5 protein-coding genes are annotated in these 5949 nt (G+C 73.0%); all 5 read left to right on the top strand.

Annotated elements, in window-relative coordinates; translation table 11 throughout:
- Positions 1–1260, top strand: a 1260-nt coding sequence (locus JWP64_RS06655; protein WP_297493595.1) for an MFS transporter, incomplete at its 5' end; no start/stop codon positions are given.
- Between the two features lie 43 nt (positions 1261–1303).
- Positions 1304–3613, top strand: coding sequence for a xanthine dehydrogenase family protein molybdopterin-binding subunit (locus JWP64_RS06650; protein WP_297493593.1), 2310 nt, complete (start codon positions 1304–1306; stop codon positions 3611–3613).
- Entirely contained in the window at positions 3610–4161 is a 552-nt protein-coding gene (locus tag JWP64_RS06645) for a (2Fe-2S)-binding protein (protein ID WP_297493591.1), read from the top strand. Before JWP64_RS06650 ends, JWP64_RS06645 begins: the two co-directional genes overlap by 4 nt.
- Positions 4158–5057 (top strand): xanthine dehydrogenase family protein subunit M, encoded by a 900-nt coding sequence (locus tag JWP64_RS06640; protein ID WP_297493589.1) that lies wholly within the window; start codon positions 4158–4160, stop codon positions 5055–5057. Before JWP64_RS06645 ends, JWP64_RS06640 begins: the two co-directional genes overlap by 4 nt.
- Positions 5054–5949 (top strand): SRPBCC domain-containing protein (locus JWP64_RS06635; RefSeq protein ID WP_297493587.1); only part of this gene is annotated, 896 nt, incomplete at its 3' end. The genes JWP64_RS06640 and JWP64_RS06635, both read left to right, overlap by 4 nt.

Here is a 5949-nt window from a genome sequence, read left to right as displayed (position 1 = left end):
GAGTGGTACGACTTCTTCATCTACGGCACTGCCGCCGCGCTGGTGCTCGGCAAGCTGTTCTTCCCGTCGACCGACCCACTGGTCGGCACAGTCGCGGCGTTCGCGACGTTCGGTGTGGCGTTCGTGGCTCGCCCGGTCGGGGCGCTGATCGCAGGCCATATCGGCGACCGGGTCGGCCGCAAGTCCATTCTGGTCGGCAGCCTCATGCTCATGGGCGTCGGCACACTCCTGATCGGCCTGCTGCCCAGCTACGAGACGATCGGGGTGTGGGCGCCGATCCTGCTCACGCTGCTGCGCGTCGTGCAGGGCCTCGGCCTCGGGGCCGAGTGGAGCGGCGCGGTGCTGATGGCCACCGAGCACGCCCCGGCGGGGAAGCGCGGCCTCTACGGCAGCTGGCCCCAGATCGGGGTGCCTGCCGGTTCGCTGCTCGCGACGGCGACCTTCGCGATCGTGTCGGCGACGACCGGGGACGCGTTCGGGACGTGGGGCTGGCGCATCCCGTTCCTGCTGAGCGCCGTCCTGGTGGCCGTCGGACTGATCATCCGGCTGCGGCTGGTCGAATCACCGTCATTCGAGCTGGTCAAGGCCAAGGACGACATCGCGAAGCTGCCCATCACCGAGGTGCTGCGCAACTACCCGCGCAACGTCGCGCTCGCGATCGGCGCGCGCTTCTCCGACACCCTGATCTTCTACATCGTCACGGTGTTCGTCCTGAGCTACGCGACAGGGACCCTCGGGTTGCCGCGCAGCGTCGTCCTGACCGGCGTCATCATCGGCAGCACGCTCGAACTGGCCGTCATGCCGCTGATGGCCACGCTGTCCGACCGGGTCGGCCGCCGGCCCGTGTTCCTCGGCGGGGCGGGGTTCGCCGTCCTGTTCGCGTTCCCGTTCTTCTGGCTCGTCGACACCGGGAGCGCACCGGCGATCTGGGTGGCCATCGTGCTGATGCTCATCGGCGGCCATGCCCCCACCTATGCGACGTCGGCAGCACTGCTCACCGAGATGTTCCCCACACGGATCAGGATGAGCGGTACCTCGATCAGCTACAACATCTCGTCCATGCTTGCGGCGGCACCGGCACCGCTCATCGCGACCGCGCTGCTCGGCTGGTCCAGTGGCAGCTCGTGGCCGGTGGCGGCGTACGTGCTGCTGGGTGCGGTGCTCGCGTTCGTCTCGGTGTACCTGGTGCGGGAGACCTTCCGGACTGATCTCGACACTGAGGTCACGGACGGCCGGGCGACGGTGGGACGCACGGCCTGACGTTGTTCGTGACGCTTCAACTACTGACGGAGGGAGGCATGAGGTGCTGGACGCGCGCGACCGGGTGACCGGGCGGACGCCATTCGTGATCAACCACGAGGTACCGGGAATGCTGCACTGCCGCCTCGTCCGCTCGACCGCGGCGCACGCCGCGGTCCGGGCGGTGCGGACCGCGGAGGCGGCCGCGCAGCGCGGCGTGGTCGCCGTGGTCACGGGCGCCGACCTGACCGCCCGCGGCGACATGGCGATGCTGTTCGGACCGGTGCTGCTCGACCAGCCCGTGCTCGCCGTCGACGTCGTGCGCTACATCGGCGAGCCGGTCGCGGCCGTCGTAGCCGAGGACCCCGCTGCCGCCGAGCGCGCCGCGGCGCTGGTCGAGGTCGACTATGAGCACAAGGCCGCCGTCTTCGACGCCGACGAGGCGTTCGCACCGGGGGCGCCGCTGCTGTTCCCGGAGGCGCCCGAGCGCGACCCCTCCTTCGCCGACGTCACGCTGCGGGCCGACCACGAGCGCAACGTGTGCAACACGTTCACCGTGGTGCGGGGCGACGTCGAGGCCGGGTTCGCGGCGGCGGAACTGGTCGTCGACGACGTCTACGAGAGCCCTGCTGCCGGGGCGGTCCCGCTGGAGACCCACGCGGTGGTGGCCGACGCGCGCCCGGACCGGCTCACCGTCTGGTCCTCGACGCAGACGCCCTACATCACCCGGCGGCAGCTCGCGTTGATGTTCGGGCTGCCGCTCAACCGGGTGCGGGTGATCGTGCCCGCGCTGGGCGGCGGCTTCGGCGCCAAGGCCTACGCCACCGTCGAGCCGATCGCGGCGGCACTGTCGCGCGTCGTCGGCGCTCCGGTGCGACTCCACCTCACACGCGAGGAGGAGTTCGTGACCATGACCAAGCACGCGATGCGGGTGCGGCTGCGCACCGGCGTGATGCGCGACGGCCGGATCGTCGCTCGGGAGGCCACGGCGATCTACAACGCCGGCGCCTACGCGGTCATCAGCCCACGCAAGGTCATGTTCGGTGCCTACGGCCTCAACGGCCCGTACGCCATCCCAAACGTGCGCACGGAGGCTCACGCCGTGCTCACCAACACCCCTCCGGCCGGGGCCTACCGCGGCTTCGCGATCAACCAGTGCGCATGGGCGTACGAGAACCAGCTCGACGAGATTGCCGAGCGGCTCGGCCTCGATCCCGTGGAGATTCGGCGCATCAACCTGCTGCGTGACGGCGACGAGTTCTGTACCGGCGAGAAGCTGCACCACCTGCGCTTCACCGAGCTGCTCGACTCCGCCGCCGAGCGCATCGGCTGGGGCACGGAGGACCCGGTGCAGGTCGGCGACGTGGTGCGCGCCAAGGGCGTCAGCTGCGTCATCGAGGGCACGATCACGCCGTCCACGTCCACCGCGGCCGTCCGGCTCAACCCCGACGGCAGCGTCGACGTGCTCACCAGCTCGGTGGAGATGGGCCAGGGCATCCGGCCCGCACTCGCGGGTGCGGTCGCCCGGCGTCTCGGCGTCGACCCCGAGCTCGTGCAGGTGTCCTACGTGGACACCGACCTGACGCCCTACGATCAGCAAACCACAGCCAGCCGCTCGATGTACTCCATGGGCGGAGCCACCGGACGCGCCGCCGACGACGTGCTCGGCCAGGTCCGCGAGCTGGCCGCGGACCTGCTGGAGGCCGACCCGGCCGACGTCGTCGTGACCAACGGCAGGGCGCACGTCGCCGGTATCGAGGGCGACGGCATCCCGATCGGCGACGTCGTCGCGCGCAGCCGCGTCGGCAACGTCCTGGGCGAGGGCACCCTGGTCACCGAGGGTGGCCTCGACCCGTTCACGGGCCAGGGCATCGGCTCTGTGCACTGGCACCAGTCGGTCGGCGCGGCCGAGGTCGAGGTCGACCTGGCCACCGGCCGGGTGACGGTGCTGCGCTACGCCGGGGGCGTCTTCGCCGGTGAGGTGATCGACCCGGTCGGCGCCCAGCACCAGTGCGAGGGCTGCCTGGTGTTCGGCGTGGGCAACGCGCTACTCGAGGAGCTGGTGTTCGACCAGGGCCAGCTCGTGAACGGCAGCCTCGCCGACTACATGGTGCCCGCGCTGGAGGACATGCCCGCCTCCCACGACTTCGAACTGGTCGAGGACCGCGAGCAGGGCGACGTGCACGGGCTCGGCGAGCCGGCGCTGCCGCCGATCGCCCCCGCGATCGGCAACGCCGTGTACCGGGCCACCGGCGTGCGGCTGCACAGCCTGCCGATCAGCCCGGAGAAGGTCCTGCGCGGGCTGCGGGAGCGCCGCGACGCCGCCCGGCGTGACGAGACGGTGGCCGACGAGACGGTGGAGGTGCACTCGTGAGCGACGATCTGTCCCAGGTGAAGCTGCCCGACGACGACGGTCGCGTCCCCGTGCGCCTGGACGTCAACGGTCGGGCCCGGACGCTGCGCGTCCACCCGACGCAGACGCTGCTCGACGCGCTGCGCGAGCAGTTGCGCCTGCACGGTGCGCGCAGCGGCTGCGGCGTAGGCATGTGCGGGGCCTGCACGGTGATCATTGACGAGCAGGCCGTGAGCGGCTGCCTGACCATGGCCGCGCTGTGCGACGGCCGGCAGGTGCGCACCGTCGAGGGCCTCGAGGCCCGGGACGGCACGCTGAGCCCCGTGCCGGAGGCGTTCCTGCGCCACCGCGCGTTCCAGTGCTCCTACTGCACCTCTGGCTTCGTGCTCGCGCTCGAGGCGTTGCTCGCCGCCGACCCCGAGCCGGACGAGGCCGCCGTGCGCGAGGCATTCAGCGGGCACATCTGCCGGTGCGGCAGCTACTCCCGGATCATGGCCGCCGCGCGTGAGGTCGCGGGCATCGGCACAGCGCTTGACGTCGCGGCCGTCGAGACGCGGGAGCGGGCATGAGCGCCCCCGCGGTGTTCTTCCCACGCACGGTGGCCGAGGCCGTCGAACTGCTCGACGCCTACGACGGTTCGGCCAAGCTGGTGGCAGGCGGCACGGCGCTGACCCTGATGCTCCAGCAGCGGCTCGTCTCCCCCGAGGCCCTGGTCTCGCTGCGTGACGTGCCCGGGCTGGGCGGCACGTCCGTCGAGGGCGGAGTGGTGCGCCTCGGCGCACTGGTCACCCACACGCAGGCCGCCCGGCACGCGCTCGTGCGGGCCCACCTGCCGGTGGCCGCCACCGCGTTCTCGCTGGTGGGCAACGCGCAGGTGCGCGCTGCGGCTACCGTCGGCGGGGTACTCGCCGAGGCCGACTATGCCTCCGACCCGCCCGCGGCACTGCTCGCGCTCGACGCGGAGGTGCTCGCGGTCGGCCCGGGGGGCGAGCGGCGGATGCCGATCGCAGAGTTCCTGGTCGGCTTCTACCAGACCACGCTCGCCCCCGAGGAGATCGTGACGCGCGTCGACGTGCCGGCCCTGCCGCCGACGGCGGGCTCGGCCTACCTGAAGCACACCTCCCGCTCCCACGAGGACCGGCCCTGTGTCGGGGTCGCCGCGGTCGTCCGTAGCGACGGCGACGGCACGTGCCGGGACCTGCGAGTCGCGGTCGGCGCCGCCTGCGACCGGCCCCTACGGCTGGTCGACGTCGAGGCGGGCGCCGTGGGCAGCCCGCTCGACGACGCGGCCGTCGAGGCGGTGGCGACCGCCTACGCCGAGCGCGTGGACCCGGTCGCCGATGTCCGCGGATCGGCTTGGTACCGCCGGGAGATGGTGCAGGTCTGGGTGCGCCGGGCCGTCCACGCCGCCCGGCGCGCCGCGGAACACACCACGAACGACCAGCGAGAAGGAGCAGTGCTGTGATCGTCGACCGGAGCATCCGGATCGCGGCGCCGCCGGACGAGACGTTCGGGCGGTGCGTCGACATCCCGTTCGTCGGGGCCTGCCTGCCCGGCGCCCGAGACGTCGAGCCCGACGGGCCCGGGACCTACCGCGGCCGGTTCGGCATCAAGGTCGGACCCGTCTCGGTGAGCCTGCAGGGCACCGTCTCGATCCTCGAGTCCGACGCGCAGGCGCGCACCGCGGTGCTGCGGCTGCAGGGCAGCGACCGCCGGATCGGCGGCGAGGTCGTCGGGGACATGCTCATCGCGGTGGTGGAGAGCTCCGCGGAGGAGTCCCGGCTCGACGTGCACACCGACGTGACGATCTCCGGAAAGCTGGGCCAGTTCGGCCAGGCCGTGGTCGTCAAGAAGGCCGACCAGATCACCGAGGCCTTCGTGCAGGAGTTCTCGCGCCGGCTGGCCGCGGTCCCGGCCGTGAACGGGGCCGCTACGAACGGGGCACCCGTGGCAGCACCGCAGGCGCCGGCCACCGTTCCCGCCGCGGTGGCGCCCGCGCCGGCGTCAGCCGCCCCGGCCGGCCCCGCCGATCCGCATGCGCTCACTGCCCTGTTCCGGCACGGCCGGCACCTCGCGCTGGTCCGCCCCCGCGGGCCGGCTGCCCGCGCCGGGGTCGCACCGTGGCTGGCCGACGGCGCCGACGTCCCCCGCTCGGCCGGTCCGCGCGTCGTCGAGGTGACCGCGGCCGACGAGGCCGAGCTCGCCGCCCGGCTCCCCCGGACGGAGCGGGCGGGCGCCGGGCCTGCGGTCGTGGCGATCGTGCCGCGCGGTGCCGCCGTCGGCGACCCCGACGCGCTCGCGCGCATGGGCCGGACCGCGGCCGCGGCCGGGCACCCGGTGCTGCTCGTCGCGACGAC

Source organism: Pseudonocardia sp., from assembly GCF_025465255.1.
Taxonomy (GTDB): domain Bacteria; phylum Actinomycetota; class Actinomycetes; order Mycobacteriales; family Pseudonocardiaceae; genus Pseudonocardia.
The sequence above is the reverse complement of the archived record's forward strand: the minus strand, read 5'-3'. Positions and strand labels throughout refer to the sequence as shown.

What these genes read in the sequence shown, in the direction of transcription:
- JWP64_RS06640 (WP_297493589.1), top strand. Translation starts at nt 4,158, where the DNA reads ATGAGCGCCCCCGCGGTGTTCTTCCCACGCACGGTGGCCGAGGCCGTC.